Annotated in this window: 13 protein-coding genes; 5 read left to right on the forward strand and 8 right to left on the reverse strand. The window is 40.0% G+C overall.

Annotated elements, in window-relative coordinates:
* Positions 1 to 93: 93 nt before the first annotated feature.
* The 3 genes from nagA to JWR87_RS17975 form a co-directional block, all read right to left on the reverse strand.
* The gene (gene nagA / locus JWR87_RS17965; RefSeq protein WP_297822788.1) at positions 94 to 1,191 is read right to left on the reverse strand and encodes an N-acetylglucosamine-6-phosphate deacetylase; all 1,098 of its coding nucleotides are present in this window, start codon (positions 1,189 to 1,191) and stop codon (positions 94 to 96) included.
* 10 nt (positions 1,192 to 1,201) lie between these two features.
* Positions 1,202 to 2,008: an amidohydrolase gene (locus tag JWR87_RS17970; protein ID WP_297822791.1), complete on the reverse strand. Its 807-nt coding sequence runs from the start codon at positions 2,006 to 2,008 to the stop codon at positions 1,202 to 1,204.
* Between the two features lie 102 nt (positions 2,009 to 2,110).
* Positions 2,111 to 2,587: a regulatory protein RecX gene (locus JWR87_RS17975; protein WP_297822794.1), complete on the reverse strand. Its 477-nt coding sequence runs from the start codon at positions 2,585 to 2,587 to the stop codon at positions 2,111 to 2,113.
* Positions 2,588 to 2,686: 99 nt separating this feature from the next.
* Here JWR87_RS17975 and JWR87_RS17980 point away from each other — a divergent pair, with 99 nt between their 5' ends.
* Positions 2,687 to 3,103 carry a response regulator gene (locus tag JWR87_RS17980; protein ID WP_297822797.1) on the forward strand — a complete coding sequence of 139 codons (417 nt, stop codon included), beginning with the start codon at positions 2,687 to 2,689 and terminating at the stop codon, positions 3,101 to 3,103.
* A 128-nt stretch (positions 3,104 to 3,231) separates the two neighbouring features.
* On the opposite strand, the gene JWR87_RS17985 is transcribed toward JWR87_RS17980, so the two are convergent.
* A complete protein-coding gene (locus JWR87_RS17985; protein WP_297822800.1) occupies positions 3,232 to 3,885 on the reverse strand; it encodes a peptidase M10 in 654 nt (217 codons plus the stop codon).
* 679 nt (positions 3,886 to 4,564) lie between these two features.
* Between JWR87_RS17985 and JWR87_RS17990 the strand changes: the two genes are divergently transcribed.
* From JWR87_RS17990 to dnaN, 3 genes are all read left to right on the forward strand, one after another.
* Positions 4,565 to 5,185 (forward strand): hypothetical protein, encoded by a 621-nt coding sequence (locus JWR87_RS17990; protein ID WP_297822803.1) that lies wholly within the window; start codon positions 4,565 to 4,567, stop codon positions 5,183 to 5,185.
* 102 nt (positions 5,186 to 5,287) lie between these two features.
* Positions 5,288 to 6,379, forward strand: a complete 1,092-nt coding sequence (locus JWR87_RS17995) for a DNA methyltransferase (protein ID WP_297822806.1) — start codon at positions 5,288 to 5,290, stop codon at positions 6,377 to 6,379.
* A 279-nt stretch (positions 6,380 to 6,658) separates the two neighbouring features.
* Positions 6,659 to 7,774 (forward strand): DNA polymerase III subunit beta, encoded by a 1,116-nt coding sequence (dnaN, locus tag JWR87_RS18000; protein WP_297822809.1) that lies wholly within the window; start codon positions 6,659 to 6,661, stop codon positions 7,772 to 7,774.
* Positions 7,775 to 8,081: 307 nt separating this feature from the next.
* Here the strand turns inward: dnaN and JWR87_RS18005 are convergent, their stop codons facing one another.
* From JWR87_RS18005 to JWR87_RS18020, 4 genes are all read right to left on the reverse strand, one after another.
* Positions 8,082 to 8,939 (reverse strand): hypothetical protein, encoded by an 858-nt coding sequence (locus JWR87_RS18005; protein WP_297822812.1) that lies wholly within the window; start codon positions 8,937 to 8,939, stop codon positions 8,082 to 8,084.
* The gene (locus JWR87_RS18010; RefSeq protein WP_297822815.1) at positions 8,936 to 12,586 is read right to left on the reverse strand and encodes an ATP-binding protein; all 3,651 of its coding nucleotides are present in this window, start codon (positions 12,584 to 12,586) and stop codon (positions 8,936 to 8,938) included. Before JWR87_RS18010 ends, JWR87_RS18005 begins: the two co-directional genes overlap by 4 nt.
* Positions 12,573 to 13,136 (reverse strand): hypothetical protein, encoded by a 564-nt coding sequence (locus tag JWR87_RS18015; RefSeq protein WP_297822818.1) that lies wholly within the window; start codon positions 13,134 to 13,136, stop codon positions 12,573 to 12,575. Before JWR87_RS18015 ends, JWR87_RS18010 begins: the two co-directional genes overlap by 14 nt.
* A gap of 306 nt (positions 13,137 to 13,442) precedes the next feature.
* Complete coding sequence (locus JWR87_RS18020) at positions 13,443 to 14,630, reverse strand: hypothetical protein (RefSeq protein WP_297822821.1); 1,188 nt, start codon at positions 14,628 to 14,630, stop codon at positions 13,443 to 13,445.
* 740 nt (positions 14,631 to 15,370) lie between these two features.
* Between JWR87_RS18020 and gcvT the strand changes: the two genes are divergently transcribed.
* Positions 15,371 to 16,456 carry a glycine cleavage system aminomethyltransferase GcvT gene (gene gcvT / locus JWR87_RS18025; protein WP_297822823.1) on the forward strand — a complete coding sequence of 362 codons (1,086 nt, stop codon included), beginning with the start codon at positions 15,371 to 15,373 and terminating at the stop codon, positions 16,454 to 16,456.
* Positions 16,457 to 16,538 lie beyond the last annotated feature (82 nt).

Genomic DNA, 16,538 nt, shown 5'->3' on the forward strand with positions numbered 1-16,538 from the left:
GAAGAGCATGGAAACTGCTACATGGAGATGACCAGTTGAACGGAGCGTCGCAAGGATGATACACCGGGGAACAAATGCTTGCAACAAAAGGTTCTAATCTACTGCCTGCAAAACTTCGAGGTTGTCGTTCATTACAACAAATGAAGCTTTATAACCGCGGGCAATTCTTCCTAATTGCTTATCCAGTTTCATCACTTGAGCAGGATATAAACCAGCCATTCTCAAAGCTTCTGACAATTCAATTCCCACTTCTTCTACCGCATTACGTACACACATTCCCATGGTTAGGGCTGACCCGCTTAAAACACCATTCGATTCGTATTTATCCCCAACTAATTTATGGGGATAATATCCATCGCTTGTTTCGGTTACGGCATCAGTAATAAAAAAAAGCCTGTCCTGCATTATTTTTTTTGCAATGTTTATTGCGGGGAAGTCAACATGAAAACCATCGGCAACAATACTTGCCATTACCCTTTCGTGGTTCAATACTGCACCAACAATTCCAGGTGCACGATGCTGTAAAGGGCTCATTGCATTGTACAAATGAGTAGCCGCGTTAATGCCTTTGAGAAAGCCCTCATTCGCCTCCTCAAAAGTTGCATTACTGTGGCCGGCAGAAATAACTACTCCGTACGATTGTATAAGTTCAATCACATCTGTACTGCAAACTTCTGGTGCAAGGGTAATCATAGTGATGGCTCCTTTGCCATACTCCAGCAATGCTTTTGCCTGTTCTACGGTAGGTGAATGAATGTATTGCTCGGCGTGTGCGCCTTTTTTTGCTTTGTTAATCCATGGCCCTTCTACATGCAGGCCGATAACGCCTTTGCCTCCGTTGTGCCAGTACTCTTTAACTGCATCGATGCATTTATAAAAGACATCGTAAGAATTGGTGGCCACGGTTGGTTGATAATAAGGGGCCCCGCCTGCTTTACAATACTCATATGTTTTTTGAAGACTTAGAGGGGTTGGATCAACCGCTAACAAAGAACCTTCAGCTCCATAAATCTGGATATCGATAAAGCCAGGCGCTAAAAAACCACTAACATAATTTGTGATAATGGCGCCTGGAGGAATCTCATTATTAGGAACAATGTCGTGAATAATTCCATTTTCTACAAGAATAGCCCGATTCATTAGCCACTCTTCGCCTGTAAAAATTCTGATTGCTTCGTGTGCATGTATCATAGCAAAGTTTTTAGTCAGGAATAATTAAAAATGGATCGGCATCTTTCCAGAATGGCATTTTCTCACGGATGTCAATCAAATCTTCTTTCTGCAAGGTAAAGGTGTAAATATCTTCTTCATTGGCTTTATGATACAACACTTCGCCAAGTGGATTTACTACCATGCTATCGCCACTATGTTGAATGCCGTTTCCATCTTTACCCACCCTGTTAACACCTATACAAAAACACTGATTTTCTATAGCTCTTGCCTGCAATAGTGTTCGCCACATGTGACTGCGTTTTTCTGGCCAGTTTGCTACATATATCAGTATGTCGTACTCCAGCCCCTGGTGTTTATCCGGTGCATGCTGCCCCTGTCGCGACCAAACGGGAAAACGCAGGTCGTAGCATACAAGCAGGTTTAGTTTCCAACCTTTTACAGAAGCAATCAAACGCTTACTGCCGGCAGTGTAGTGCTCATCCTCGTGTGCATACGCAAAAAGGTGCCGCTTATCGTACAAACCCATCTGTCCGTTTGGAAGCATCCACACCAGTCGGTTCATGTATTTATCATCTTGCTTAATAATCAGGCTACCGGTAAGAATAATTTTTTTTTGCGCAGAGATACGCTTCATCCATGCTACCGTTTCGCCATCCATGTCTTCTGCCAGTTGCCCCGGCTTCATACTGAAACCTGTGCTAAACATTTCAGGAAGAATAACCACCTCGGTCTTCTCAGTAAGGCTGTTGATTTTCTCCTCAAGCATCCGTCTATTGGCCGCCTTATCCTCCCAATGAAGTTGAGTTTGTATGATGGTAAAGGTTAAAGATGACATGTAGTATTGTTATAATAGGTATTGTTAAATGGTTGTTGCAGCACATGGTACGAATTATTTAAGAATTATTGCTGCAATCTTTAATTCTAAAAAACTTACACATCATCCCTTAATAAGACTGTTTATAACGGTGCTTATTAAACTTTGCTCGTACCCTTTCTGCAAAAGATACGCATTGGTTTTAGCCTGGCGCACCAGGTACTGTTCGCCACTAAGCTCCTTCCATTTTTTGGCAGCCAATTTCTGCAGCACAGCCTCGTATTGTTTCTCTTCTATTTCTTTTAATCCTAATTTAATATTCTGCTTATTTACGCCTTTTTGCTGCAATTCATACTGTATTTTTCTTCGTCCCCATTGTTTCATTCTAAATTTTCCACCTGCAAACTGTTTTGCAAAACGCTCTTCATTCAGGTAATTTTCTTCAATTAAAATAGAAAGAATTTCCTCTGTTTCTACCTTAAATAAGCCAAACGAGTATAATTTTTCCTTTACTTCATTGTGGCTTCTTTCCTGATAACTACAGTAGTTTTTAATCTTTTTTAAGGCTTCCTCTTTCGAAAATCTTTGTGAAGAAAACATTTTACAAAATTAAGGATCAAAATAGGTGTAAATTTATTCTGGCATTCGAGTTGGCTTTCAAACAGTTGAAGAAAGGCAATTAATCCAAATAAAACTAGCATGGCTCCAAATTCCCCCCCCCTTACTATTTGTTTGATCGACGACGACCGCATCTATCAGTTCACCGCTAAAAGAATGATTGAGTTAGTAGACCCCCTACAGAAGGTGCTGATCTTTTCAGATGGAAAAGAAGCGATGGACTTTTTTTCGAAACAAACACAGGATAGGGACCCCCTTCCAGATGTCATCTTTCTCGATATTAACATGCCTGTTATGAACGGCTGGGAGTTTTTAGATGCTTACAACAGCATAAAGACAACCCTGGATAAACAAATTAGTATTTATATGATTAGTTCGTCGGTTGATGAAAAGGATAAAATCCGCAGTAAAGGTTTTAATGTAAAAGATTTCATCGAAAAACCAATAAACAAGCAAATGATGCGGGCAATACTTCAGTCTTCGCGTTCAATGGTTTAGGTATTTCTACATATTTTTGTAACGAACAGGATAACTTTAACCTGCTTTTGTTGTGTCACTCACTTATACAATTTGCTCTTTATTCAGCTATTCCCATCTCAAGTATTGTTACCAATTTCATCCGTCGTTCATACTTCTCTATGGCTTTCGTGAAATACGTTGGTAAATTCACCTACAATTGCTTTTTCGTTTTTAAATCTTAGTCTTTCCAGTTTTAGTGCCGCTATATCTTCAGCAAAAACTTTTCGATATATAGGATGCATTGTACCTCCGGTTACCCCCGCAGGTTTTAATGGATCGTATTGAAATTGCGGATCAACCAAAGTGCCCCTTGGGTACATAATGGGTGGAACACCCTTGCCTCTATAATCACAATCACGCGGATGGCCAAGACCTAGTGTATGACCATACTCATGAGCGGCGGTGGTAGAACCTATATATAAATTCTCAAGCTTAAAATAACCTGTATTGCAACCAAGACCGTCTACAAAAGAGATGTTTCCACGGGCATAATCTTCAATCCTAAAATAATTGTTACGGGGGTCAGTGTTGCTAAAAACTTCTTCCTCTTCAACCCCTGGCCGCAACTCTGCGGTTATTTTAAAAGTTACCAGGTACACAACACCTTTTACAGGTATCGTTCCTTTCGGCTCGTTCCACATTGTTTCTATCTCATCCCTGACTAACTCTGTAACCTTCTCATCAGCTGCACTTCCATAAGTAATGATGTGTGAACTGATGAGAATTATCTGTTCTTCGTGGTTCATTTCTACTTCTCCCATTCTTTTAGGATTGACTTTACAATAACCAATCTTGCTGGTAATATTGCCTGCACTATATAGCTACTTAGTGAGGACCAATGTATTCTCTTTATTATTTAAAACCCAATTTGTGAACTTGTTTAAGAGGCCTTTGCCGGCTATTATTCTTTTGCCTTTATCAGTTACAGTAATAACAATATTGTTCAACGTATAGCTGCCTATTTGTATGCTATTTATTTTGTATCTGCCACTCTTTAGTATAAATAAAATCTTTCCTCTGCGAGTAACTGTGGAGACATAGCAGGCAGGATAATAAGAAAATGAAGAAGTAATATTTTTTAGACATTCGAGATTTAGGAATAGTTAAATATTAGGTTTTAAGATAAGCGGAAAAGTAAGGCCAGCCAAATTTGCAAACCAAAAAATCACAATCAAAAGTGAACCCGTTAAAGTTTTCAACTTCCCGTTCTTGCATTTCTATGCAATAAGATTGAAAGATTGGATTGAAGATTTTAAAGAGGTAGCTTAGAGGAAGTACCGGAAGTTTTAGAGTATCGAATCTTTCATCAGCTTTATTCACTTCATTAGTTACAGACACTCCCGTTAATTAAATGCTTATGGAGTTAGGCACGCTAGACTTAGTAGAACAACTTCTTGTAACGCTATTGCTTATCAAGCTTTCACATACACTCTATTAATTATGGCTTATATACAGTCTGGTGAATTTGTATATGACTGCTCAAAATGTCATACGCGTTGCGATGGCATAAGTAAAGGCGTTTATATTTTTGATAATGATGTTTCGTTTTCTGAGTACTACGAAAAAATAATTATTAAACATATTAACTCTTATGAAAAATACACTTCGTCCAAATGCACTACTGACGGATTTCCAGATATAGAAATTAAAAACAAGGAAGGAGAGGTTTACAGGTTTTTGGAGGTTAAAGTACAACAGCGAACATTTATGAATATTGAAAAGTATCTGCCTGGTAGTAAACTTGCCCCTTCAGAAACTGTGGCTTTAAACCTAAGCGATCTTTTAAGATATTTTACCATTGAAGAAACAACCGGAGTAAATACGGTAATAACATGGGTCTTACTAAATCGGTTATGCATTGTACCGAAAAATAGTTTCCGGCTCTTTTATCAATCCTCGAGCGAACTGAAGAGAATTTATGAAGTCGAAAAAATGCACCGGACATTTAGACGGAAATCTGGTGACGGAGATATTGTAGATGGGGTGCATAAAGGTGTAACCGTAAACTTTCACTTCAGCCTAAAGGAGCTTATAGAGTGGAAATGGCCGGTTAGCCAATAACAGAAAGTGTGTAGTGCCAAATACGTTTTATGGTTATTTGCGCCGTAAGGGGGAAGGCTACTATTATACTGATCCAAAAACATAGATTTGTGAAAAAAGCAGATGACCAAGTTGGGGCCGTATGATTTGAACTCCGTTGTTTTGGGGGACTGTGTGGATTTATTAAAAAAGGTTCCTGATAATTCTATAGATCTGATTTTTGCCGACCCTCCTTATAACCTTCAGCTTAATGCCGATTTATACAGGCCCAACCAAACAAAAGTGGATGCGGTTGATGACGAATGGGACAAGTTCGAATCAAAAGAAGTGTATGATGCTTTTTGTAAAAGTTGGTTGTGCGAATGTTACCGTGTATTAAAGGACACAGGAAGCATTTGGGTGATCGGAACCTACCACAACATCTACCGCATCGGAACTATTTTGCAGGATTTAAACTTTTGGTTCCTTAATGATATTGTTTGGATAAAAACGAACCCGATGCCAAATTTTAAAGGCACAAGGTTTAATAATGCCCACGAGACATTGCTTTGGGCAACCAGAAGCAAAGCATCAAAGTATACTTTTCATTACCACTCTTTAAAAGTGATGAATGATGATTTGCAAATGCGAAGCGATTGGCTAATTCCTATTTGTTTGGGCGCAGAAAGAATTAAAGTAAATGGTGAAAAAGCCCATTCTACTCAAAAACCTGAAGCGCTTCTTTACCGGATTATTCTTGCTACGTCTAACGTAAATGATATTGTTTTGGATCCCTTTTCCGGAAGCGGAACAACGGTTGCGGTGGCCAAAAAGCTTGGGCGAAAATTTATCGGCTTTGAACGGGAGGAGTTTTATGTAAAAGTGTCAAACGAGCGACTGGCACAAATAACTCCGATAGAAAGCGATCTACTTGACTACCGCGTAGAAAAGAAAAAACCTAAAGTGCCTTTTGGAAATTTAATAGAAAAAGGATTGATTACTGTGGGAGAAAGCGTATTTGACAAACACGAAAAAGTTTCTGCTATTGTACAGGCAGATGCTTCGTTGAAGTTTGCAGACACCGCAGGATCTATACATAAAGTAAGTGCGGCGATTTTAAATAAAGAAAACAATAATGGCTGGAGTTTTTGGTACGTCAAAAGAAATGAGCAGTTAATAAGTATTGATGAATTAAGGCTTGAATATGAGAAGAGGTTTTTGAATAACGAGATATGAAAAGGCACATTAGAACAGATCATAAAAAATATTTATTATCAAAATTCGGAGAATTGCTACAGAAGTGATATGGTGTTGAAGGGAGCGTCGCAACAATGCCTCCTACATGTTCAACTGCCGGTGCAATAAAAAAAATCCCTTTAAACGCTGCCCCCATAAGGTTGAAAACTACCAATACAATCTTATCAACATTGGCCCCGATCGATCAACCTCACTTTGTGCAATTGCTTTATTTACTGTAGGTTTGTTTTTCTACAATTTTTTTAAACAGACCAAAGCATGAAGTTTATTGTTTCGTCATCATCGCTATTAAAACATTTACAACAAATAAGCGGTGTAATTAATTCGAATACTGTTTTACCAATACTGGAAGATTTTCTTTTTGAAATAGAAGACAGAAAACTATCTATTGTGGCAACCGACCTGGAAACAGTGATGCGGGTGCAAATGGAGGTTGAAAGCAAAGTGAACGGAAGAGTGTGCATTCCTTCTAAAATCCTGATTGACTCGCTAAAGAACATTGCCGACCAACCGTTAACCTTTAATATTGATACCAATTTTGCGGTCGAAATCACCAGCGACAATGGTAAGTACAAGGTAATGGGAGAGAACCCCGATAATTTTCCGAAAGAACCAGGGTCTGACGACACCACCGCTTTCACCATGCCTAGCAGCGCTTTGGTCACTGCCATCAATAAAACGCTGTTTGCAGTTAGCAACGATGACCTTCGTCCCGCAATGACAGGGGTGTTTTTTGAGCTAAGCAAAGATTATATCCAATTTGTGGCTACCGACGCTCACCGCCTTGTTCGTTATAAGAGAACAGATGTTTCGTGCCCAAAGAACGAGAGTTTTATTGTTCCCAAAAAGCCACTGAACCTTTTAAAGAACGCGCTGCCCGATAACGAGGAACTGCTTACAATTAGCTATAATAGCAATCACCTGTTTGTTTCTCTTGGTACTACCCAGTTGATTTGCCGTTTGATTGATGCCCGTTTTCCTGATTATAAAGTGGTAATACCTACCGACAACCCGTATAAATTAGTGGTGAACAAAGGCGACTTTCAGGGTGCGCTTCGCCGCGTAAGTGTTTTCAGTAATAAAAGCACTAACCAGGTAGCGCTCAGCATTAGCGGAAGCGAACTCCAAATGGCGGCTCAAGACATCGACTTTAGTTTTGAGGGTAACGAAAGAATGAATTGCACCTACGATGGCGAAGACCTGCAGATTGCTTTCAACGCCCGTTTCTTAATTGAAATGTTAAATGCAGCTGAGACCAGCGACGTAAAAGTTGAATTGGCAACTTCTACAAAAGCAGGCATTTTGAAACCAACTGAGAGTGAGCCAAATGAAGATTTGCTGATGTTGGTGATGCCGTTGATGTTGAATAATTAGAACCAGGATGTTGGAAATAATTTAGATTTAGTGAAATAAAATGTTTTTAAAACCTCTTCTTTTGCGAAGGGGTTTTTTGTTTCTTTTGGTACAGGCGGAAGGAAGTTAATGATTCATCGTTGCGTCGCATTTCGTTCGTCCGCAAAGCTTTGTGCGGCCTTATTTGTTTTGCTTTTTTAACTAAAGCGTGGAATAGGAGACGAATGGATTTGTGGTATGGTTAAGATGGATCCCTTTGTGTAGCATTCTGCCTTTGTGTCTTTTTGGTTCAAAAAACCCTGCAGGCATAAGCCCGGCAACCCGCTAACTACTTTTCAACCTGTATAAAAACCTCCTGCTCTAACACCTTTTTATACTTGTGAAAAAGCTTCACCAGTGCCTCCATTCCTTTCTCGTTGAACGAATTATTTGCCAGGTGCAATTGCTTGTAATACAGATCCCGGTTACCGAACTTCTGCAAAAGCTCTTCGGCATTACCAGGAATAAGAAAGGAAGCTTTTTCACCAAGATGGCGCTTATACTCGTTCAAATAAATCTGCATTCCGGCAAAATCAAGGTCTCCAAAATGTAAGTAGTGGTTTGGAACTATTTGTAGCCACTTCACCAGGTCATTACTTTGCGGATACCGGCTTACAAACAATGGCTGAATGTCTTTAAACAAATACTGTTGATTTGCAATTTTCCTGAAGTTCTCCGGGTTTTCAATACCAACAATGGTAACAGTTGTATTGGGGGCAAAGTTTTCATAATCATAAATGAATGTGAAGCTGCCTTCCGCAGGTTGAACAACAAAGGGCTTTCGGTTTAAAGTACCTTCAACAGTTAAATAACTATTTACCAAAAACCCTTTAAAAGTTCTAATATTTTTTAGTTTCGAATTACCGGAAACGACTACAGATTCGCTTCGCGTTAATTCTGCCGATGCCAGCTTTTCAATGTAATCAGCAAGGTCACTGATACCAAAATGATTGAGTAAATAAGCATTAATGGCAGCCTTATCTTTTATATAAAGCAAGGCCTTAGTTCTTCCGCTTTGTAATTTATGCAGCACGCCATCGTCAACCATTTTTTCAACAATAGCATCCTTTAAAGAAGAAGAGGGAACCGCTGCTCCCTCCTCTATCATCTTCCATAATTTGTTTGCTATGCTTGCTGAAAGTCTCATGACATGCCATAATTAGTAATGATTCGCTTTATCCTGGTATGGCGGCTACTATCCTTTTCCAGTTTGTATATATGCTTATAGTCCACTGCATTGGTTTCGGTTGGCGAGCCATTGATGAGGTTTATATTCCTGTCGTTGGCGAATTGCAAAATTCCTTTTACATTATTAGGATGCAGTTTACCGATCTCATCCATCATACAATGCAGCCTGAAATCTTTAAACCGTTTAGATGCCCCTTCTTTAAAAACGTTGAGCAGCATAATATTGATCATTGCCTTTACCAACACATCTGTTCCTTCAGAACCTACATGCGAAAGTTTCTCTACCCAACCGGTATCATTCTGGTTTTCTTCAATCCTGAACTTCAACTCAAATGAGTCGGATAACAAAATGCTTTCTTTTTTATACTCGGCGATTGCTTTGCCCAGCTGCTTTAGTAGGTCTGAAGCTTTTTTATTTTTACTGTCCTGGTCAATGGTTGAGAAAAGGTTCATTCCTCCAAGATCAAAGCTGTGCTCATCGTTGAACTTCTTTATCTGCAACAACAACTGAACAACCTTATTTTCACTTTCATCGAGTCGTAATTCGATCTTTCTGATTGCACCAACGAAATTCTTGTTATCAAAGTCATTATTAATAGATGCAATCACTTTTTGAATTTCACCGCCTTTCGACATTAGTGTTCCTGTCTCTCTTCCCACAGAATGAATGATGGTTGCAAAGCGTTCATTTACCCGCTTCTCAAATTCTTCAATTTTACTGTTGTTGATGAACTCATTCAACTGTTCGGCAAACTCCAGGTATTGTTGCCGGTCAGAAAGACTTGTGGTGAAATTAAATATATTCCGCTCCGAAAAGTTGCCAAGAAATTTGTTAACGGCCTCCTTCAAATCATCCAATCTTTTGATAGCTGTATAATAAACGCGATTAATATCATCTATCAAGGTCTTGCTCCGCTTATCCGTTCTGTACGTATCTTTTTCTTCTTTATAAATTGCATCAATACTTGCGTATGCTTCGGTAACCGAAAATGCATTAAATGTTTCACTATCTTCCTCAGCCAGGTGCAATTGTTCTTTAATTTGTTCTATACGTTCATCTATTAATTGAACCTCCTGCCTGAAGTTTTCTTTTTGCAACTGGTGCTTTTGTTCTTCGTGGTGGTATTGTTGCTCGAGGTTTACTTTACGGCTTTTAAATTCATCGGCCTTATCTATCAGCTCGCGTTTGTCCTTTTTGTATTCAGCAACTATATCCCTGTTTTTTTCTATTCGAAGCAGTTCTCGCTGTAGTTCTGTTAACCGCTCCTCAACCGCTGCGATCCTTTTTGTATCTGCCCCTTTACCCGCCAACTCAGCTTGCTGGCGAGCAAGTACCTGTGCTCTTTGCTCCTCGTATTCACTCCTATATTCGGCTATACTCGCATCAACCGAACGTTCCCTTGATGTCACATTTTGCTCAATTGCGTCAACTCTTTTATCAAATTCTCTTTCTTTAGACTTAAGCTGTTTATGAACTTCATTTTCTACTTCACGCAAAGATTGCTCAGCCATTACCAGTGCTTCATTTGCTGCTGCAATGGCTGAGTCCACCTCGGCCAAAGCCTTCTTCTTTTCGTCACCCGCTTTTATCTCCAGGTCCTTCTTCTGCAATTGGGCTTGCTGCAACTGGTGGCTATCCTGCTCTGCTTTATATTGTTGCTCAATGATGCCGTCTTTACATTCTTTGATCTGCGGCTGGTATTTTCGACGTAATTTATCGAGTTGCTCCTGCAGCTGTAGCTGCAATTCGTGCAATTGTTTTTGATTTGTGGCAATTTCCTGCTCCAACTTATTCTTTTCCACCTCTAGTTCAGCAACTGTTTTCACTTGCACATTCAACTCGTTCAAATCCAGTTCAACGCCAAAAAGGCTGTTGGCAGGTGCATTATTCTTCGGCTCAAGAGAACTACTAAACAAGACGGCTTCACTACAAACTTTTCCTATGTTATTTTCCCATCCCTTTCGATTTCTGTTGAGCCAGCCATAAAAAGAATTTTCACTGTTTTGAAGTTTCGTCTCTATTTCCTGTGTTTGAAGCTTTAAAGCTGCCACCTTATCCTGTAATTTCTCCTGTTTCCTTTCGGCCTGTTGCTTTACTCCTGTCTCATCCAGCTCCCATTGCTTTTTCAGGGTTTCCTCCAGGCTTTTCAGGTAACCTATTTGCTGCGTTGCCTGTTTAACTGAAAGATCGAGGTCAACAATATTTTGTTGGGTTGCGGTTGTTTCATTTTCAAAAAATCGTTTATGTTTAATGGCTTCTCTTTTCAGCCGTTCTGTAACGATCAACTGTTTTTGCTGTTCCAAACCCTCTTTAGCTTGTTCTACAGCCTGCAAATTATTTTGTCTCACTTCCGCCAGGCTTTTGTCGAGCCACTTGCGTACTGCCTTCTCCTCAATAACCGCCTGTTGATGAACTTGTAATCGCTCTCCATTTTTCTCCTGCTCAAAACCTTTCAGCCCATTCTCGAGGGCCAGCAACAGTGCAGTATATTTTTGTGATACCTCACCAAATTGGGATGTCAGCAATTCGCGCTCTTTCGTCATCTGGTTAAATTCGGCTTCCAGGTCCTTCTTCTTCCCTACCAAATTCACCAACTGTTCTATATTCAACTTATTGTAGTATTCCGCTTTATCTTTTGCACGTTTCAAGTCATTGTCCAGCACGCTTATTTCACCACGGATTTTTTCTGCCTTATTCCGAAACCGCGTTACAGCACCCTCTGCTTTTTGGCTAAGACTGTCTTTATCTGCCTGGCCTTTTTCTTTTTTATCATACAGTTTCGGAATTAGCCGTTCAACATTTGCAGCTGCCCACGCCAACTGCAATGCCTGCTGGTTCTTTTCCTTTTCCAGGTGACGAATAGCCAGGTGCAATTTCACCACGTTTTCGGCCAGCTTTTGTACCGAAGCTTGCTTATACTGGTGGATGTCAGCCAGTTGCTCTTCAAAATTTTTCAGGTGATGCGTATAGCTCTGCAGGTCTATCGAAATGTCCTCTTCATTCAGCGACATAATAATGGTCTGCTTAATAAACTCGGCCTCGAGCTTTGAATTGAGAAACACGTTCTGAATCGTTCTTGGAATGTTCTGGTACTGCCGGCTCTGCAACAAGGCGAATCTTGCAAAGTCACGCTTCATGCCATCGTTATTGCCATATAGTATATTCCTGTAGTCTTCGTAGCGGTCAATTTTGTTGCTGTAGAAGATCTTGTCATTATCCAAAGTCTGACGGCTATCTTCCCACTTATCAAAAGCAAGTCCGTCATCATTTAAAAAATACTTTCGGTCATAACCTGTATCCATAAAACGGAAACAAACTTTGCCCTGACTTTTCATTGCAACAATACAATAAGCACCATTTTCGCGCATGACCTCGTATACCAGGTATGAGTTCTGGTATGGAAAATAATATTCCGCAAAACTCTTCTTCTCCCTGCTAATACCCAGTTTAAGGGTGTCAGCATTATAAAAAAATAGCACTGCCCGCAGTAAGGTACTCTTACCAACCCCCTGGGTACCTATCAGGTGTACATTACCGTTCACCATCACTTCGGCATAACGAATGGTTGCGCTGTTTATAAAAACGACTTTATTAAGAAATCTCATGTTTAACCTCTTCGGAAATATGAACGCTAATAATTAATTGTTCGAGGTACTTAAAAGAAGAAAGAACCTTGTATTGTTCGTTGATTTCATTTTCAAGCTCTATCACCCCGTACTTTTTCACTCTTTCAATCAGTGCCTGCACCTTCTCGCGCTGGGTACCTTCACCTGTTAGTTTCTTCATACCCTGCAATTTGTCATTCAGGCTCGCATCCATTTTCATTTGAGTGATGATATCGCTGGCTGTAAAGCGATAGCCGGAACTAAAGCCGTTATCAAAGGCTTTAAAAAAGTCGAGGATATCTATCCACCGGTATACCTGCTCGATCTTGTCTTCAAGGCTCGCTCTTGCCTCATCCCGCGAAAAATAAAAATATTCGTCTCCCTTTTCAAGGTTAAAACCTATTGCTGAAAAGTAAGTATACAGGTCTTCAAAGTTGTCGTCAATAATATTAAAAAGCTTCCTGTTGCTGTCTTCGACACTATTTGAGCAAATAAAATCGCCCTTACTCATCTTTTCAAAAATCTCTTTCGCTTGCCCGGGCATATTCATGGGGCAAAAGTAATTTTTCTAGCTGAGAGATAAAATGAGCTTTCTTTTTTAGGAATTAATTGTAACGAACGAGGAATTGAAGCTTGCTTTACGTGTTTCACCATAAAATTAAATAGATCAGGAGCAGTTACCATAAAAAAAGAAGCGGGCTTGCTACTTGTCACATAGTTTTAAACGGTCTTTATTCCCGAAGTTGTTGGCGCCGACACCAAACAAATGCGAGAAGTCAGTCACTCCCCGTGCTCCGGAATGACCCTGAGGGGGCTGGCGGGCTTTTCGCCCGCGCTTCCTAAAATATTTCTTTAATTATTTGGGGTAAACCAATGCATATTCCACCGTTTCATCCTGGTAATATTTATCCGAAACAATAAACTCGTTTTCGTAAATGCCGACCATCTGGCAGAAAATGGTAATTTTTTCTTCGAAGCTAACAGAACGGGGATATCGGTAGTTATTGATAAAGTTGAACAGGTGGGTGCCCGAAGCGATGAAGCCGTTCTTAAGCTCGTCAAGGTTAATGAATATTTCATCTTCTGTTTCTGTAATAAGATACTCACCGGCAATCATTTCCGCCACAGGCAGTCCCCTGCCTTTTGACAGTTTTGCGCGGGCCGCCACTTTTAGTTTGCTTTGATGTCCGGCGTCGGTCTGTAAAAAATCAAGCGATAGTTTGAGCGGATAAGAGGGTTTCGGCTCAAACATCACCGCATTATTCTCCTTTAATATTTCTAAAACGTTTGTCTTCGCACGTAACTCGAACTGATCCTTGAGATACTTAACCTGCTTAATTTTTTCAATGATGCTGCTGTGGTATTTTACCTGGTTCAGGTACTCAATGATCTGCTTTTGTGTCTCTATCAGGTTGTGGCGAGCCTCTGTTAACTGTTGCCTTAGTTGGTTCACCAATTGCTTTAGTTCCTCGTCCGTTGCAGATATAAAAAACGTGCGTTCTTCTTCTGTTACCAGCCTGTCTGTCTGTTCTATCAACATAAAAATTACCCTTCGCTTTTCGTCAAACGCTTCCAGTCGCGCAATTTTTATGGTATAATTGGCTTCAGCCTTAAATGCATTTTCTATGTTCCTGTTAAGGTCTATAATATTGCGTAGGGTAATCCGGCCAATTTTTCGTAAGGCAGATTTCACCTGTTTCAGGTACGCATACTTACGGTTTTCATTATTCTCCTGCAGGTAAAAGTTGATTTGCTGTTTTACCTGCTGAATATTTTCATTAATGTATGAAGTGTTAATCTCTTCGTTAACCTCTAATATCTGTTCGAAAAAAAGCTGGAACTGGTCGTCCATTTCCAGGTATGAACCATTGTTCCTGATAACGCCTTTACTTATTAGTGTTTCCACTCGCTCCTGGCTCAAAATTTCAAGCGCATGATCGTATTTGTAAACGAACGACTTCCGTTTTTCAAACATCTCATGCAGCAGTTCTCTTGCCCACGCCAGGGTGTTAATCAACTCTTTTATGTTACTAAAGCTCGACATACAGGCTGCAAAAGAATGAAAATAGTTGGAAGAATGCTATCCCTAATTTACTCAACCAGTCTTAGATGGAGCTTGTCGACATGAACGTATCATTCATACAATAGAAATTATTTTTTTTGGTACCAGCGGAAGTTCCCGAAGCATCACCGTTGCGTCGCATTTCGTTCGTCGGCACATCTTTGTGAAGCTTTTCTTTTGGAACCTGAAGGGCGGTATAAGTGCCGGTATATGCTGTAATAATCTTTCAGACCCTACTCGTGATTACAGTTCAATTTTCACATCCAAACATTAATTTACCTAGCTCTGGCTCGACAAGAGCCTGAGTTGGATTACGGTCTATCCAAACATGCATAAAGTTCATCCCCACTACTAATTAACTTTTACCGACAGCGTGCTGTGTTTTCTACCTGGTACTGCGTACCCGGCACCTTTATGAAACTTGACCCCAAAAGACATTAACATGGAATCGACAAGAATTATCCAAATGAAAATAATGAAGGTTTCGTCAGGTTATTGAAGCATCCGTGGATGAAAGCCTAAACTGGAAAAGTCCGGTTTTTTGCTTTGTTGGGATATTAAGAATGCATTCTTTTTGTAACTCCGTGTCATTGTGGGTCATTGTGTGTCTCTCTGGTTCAAAAAAGACAACGTCTGAACCCCTTAAACTTAGACCCTAAGTACTAAACCTTCCACCTTATACCTTCGCTTCTTTCCCTATTTTTGCCGCCTAAACCACATGTATGAAAAACACTCCTTTTACAGAAAAGCATAAGGCAATGGGGGCTAAAATGGCAGAATTTGCAGGATATAACATGCCCATTAGTTATACCGGCATTAATGACGAACATGCTACTGTAAGAAACAATGCCGGAGTATTTGATGTAAGCCATATGGGTGAGTTTATATTAAAAGGAGAGAATGCTTTAGATTTAATTCAAAGGGTAACAACTAACGATGCTTCGAAACTAACAGCAGGCAAAGCGCAGTACAGTTGTTTCACTAACGAAAATGCGGGCATTGTCGATGACCTTATTATCTACTGCATTGAAGAAAATAAAGTGTACATGATAGTAGTAAATGCATCGAACATAGAAAAGGATTGGAACTGGTTAACCAGGTTCAATACGGAGGGAGTTGAGATGCATAATATCAGTGAAAAAACTTGCTTACTGGCAATACAAGGACCGAACGCAAGTAAAATATTGCAACCTCTTGTTGAGACGGACATTATGAATTTGAAGTATTATACGTTTGTACGAGGAAAATTTGCAGGTGTAGACAATGTGATGGTAAGTGCTACGGGTTATACAGGTAGCGGGGGTGTAGAAATTTATTTTGAAGACAAAGATGATAATGCAGATAAAATATGGAATGCAATATTTGAAGTGGGTACACCACAGGGATTAAAGCCCATCGGCTTAGGCGCCCGTGACACGCTACGGCTAGAAATGGGCTACTGCCTCTACGGAATGGATATAGACGATACCACTACTCCTTTAGAAGGTGGATTGGGATGGATCACAAAATTTACTAAAGATTTTACAGCAAGGGAAATTCTTGAAAAGCAGAAAGTTGAAGGTATCAGAAGAAAACTTGTGGGTCTTGAAATGGTTGAGAAAGGTATCCCCCGTCATGGATATGAGATATTAAGTGAAGACGGAAAAAAGATTGGCGAAGTAACAAGTGGCACCCAGGCTCCGTCATTAGGAAAGGCTATTGCCATGGGATATGTAGCCAAAGAATACGCTGCAATAGACTCAAAAATATTCGTAAAAATTAGGGACCGGCAACTGGAAGCTAAGGTGGTTAAAATGCCTTTTGTATAAATATTAGAACATAAATATTAAAAAAGCCGGAGCATTAGTTGCTCTGGCTTTTTTAATGGTTGTGCATTACAAAACGAACCAA

Origin of the sequence: Segetibacter sp. (genome assembly GCF_025963695.1) — a bacterium.
Taxonomy (GTDB): domain Bacteria; phylum Bacteroidota; class Bacteroidia; order Chitinophagales; family Chitinophagaceae; genus Segetibacter.

Coding starts and splice junctions, on each gene's coding strand:
- nagA (WP_297822788.1), bottom strand. CDS start 1,191: ATGATACATGCACACGAAGCAATCAGAATTTTTACAGGCGAAGAGTGG.
- JWR87_RS17970 (WP_297822791.1), bottom strand. CDS start 2,008: ATGTCATCTTTAACCTTTACCATCATACAAACTCAACTTCATTGGGAG.
- JWR87_RS17975 (WP_297822794.1), bottom strand. CDS start 2,587: ATGTTTTCTTCACAAAGATTTTCGAAAGAGGAAGCCTTAAAAAAGATT.
- JWR87_RS17980 (WP_297822797.1), top strand. CDS start 2,687: ATGGCTCCAAATTCCCCCCCCCTTACTATTTGTTTGATCGACGACGAC.
- JWR87_RS17985 (WP_297822800.1), bottom strand. CDS start 3,885: ATGGGAGAAGTAGAAATGAACCACGAAGAACAGATAATTCTCATCAGT.
- JWR87_RS17990 (WP_297822803.1), top strand. CDS start 4,565: ATGGCTTATATACAGTCTGGTGAATTTGTATATGACTGCTCAAAATGT.
- JWR87_RS17995 (WP_297822806.1), top strand. CDS start 5,288: ATGACCAAGTTGGGGCCGTATGATTTGAACTCCGTTGTTTTGGGGGAC.
- dnaN (WP_297822809.1), top strand. CDS start 6,659: ATGAAGTTTATTGTTTCGTCATCATCGCTATTAAAACATTTACAACAA.
- JWR87_RS18005 (WP_297822812.1), bottom strand. CDS start 8,939: ATGAGACTTTCAGCAAGCATAGCAAACAAATTATGGAAGATGATAGAG.
- JWR87_RS18010 (WP_297822815.1), bottom strand. CDS start 12,586: ATGAGATTTCTTAATAAAGTCGTTTTTATAAACAGCGCAACCATTCGT.
- JWR87_RS18015 (WP_297822818.1), bottom strand. CDS start 13,136: ATGAATATGCCCGGGCAAGCGAAAGAGATTTTTGAAAAGATGAGTAAG.
- JWR87_RS18020 (WP_297822821.1), bottom strand. CDS start 14,630: ATGTCGAGCTTTAGTAACATAAAAGAGTTGATTAACACCCTGGCGTGG.
- gcvT (WP_297822823.1), top strand. CDS start 15,371: ATGAAAAACACTCCTTTTACAGAAAAGCATAAGGCAATGGGGGCTAAA.